This is a genomic window from Vibrio genomosp. F10 str. 9ZD137, assembly GCF_049974785.1.
Classification (GTDB): Bacteria; Pseudomonadota; Gammaproteobacteria; order Enterobacterales; family Vibrionaceae; genus Vibrio.
In genome coordinates this window covers 1-415 of the sequence record NZ_JBNGCJ010001077.1, presented here as the reverse complement: position 1 = coordinate 415, position 415 = coordinate 1, and the positions used below count along the sequence as shown (strand labels likewise).

1 protein-coding gene is annotated in these 415 nt (G+C 52.0%); it reads left to right on the top strand.

Annotated elements, in window-relative coordinates; genetic code table 11:
• On the top strand, positions 1 to 415 hold a 415-nt coding region (locus tag ACP45E_RS22615; protein ID WP_141707505.1), incomplete at both ends, for an HAD family hydrolase.

The following is a 415-nucleotide window of genomic DNA, read 5'->3' as shown; positions in this document are numbered from 1 at the left end:
CCGCTCTTCCGATCTGTTGATTAAAGGCGGCGCGGCGCTCGAACAGCTGGGTAAAGTTCAAACGGTCGCGTTTGATAAAACCGGGACGTTGACGAAAGGAAAACCCGAGGTCACCAACATTATAGCCCTGAATGGCTGGCAGGAGACACCGCTATTAGAGGTAGTCGGGGCTATTGAAATGGGATCAAGCCACCCATTGGCGGTTTCGTTAGTCAATCGCGCAAAACAACTCGGTGTAGCGTTGCCAGAAGCGACCGAAAAACAGACCTTGGTAGGCAGTGGTGTTAGAGGAAATGTCGCGGGTGAACAGTACCAAGTGAGCGCCCCGGGTAAGCTAGATATTGATCTTGATGAGGAGATCATGAGCACGGTTGAAGCCTTAGAGAGCGAAGGGAAAACAGATCGGAAGAGCGGT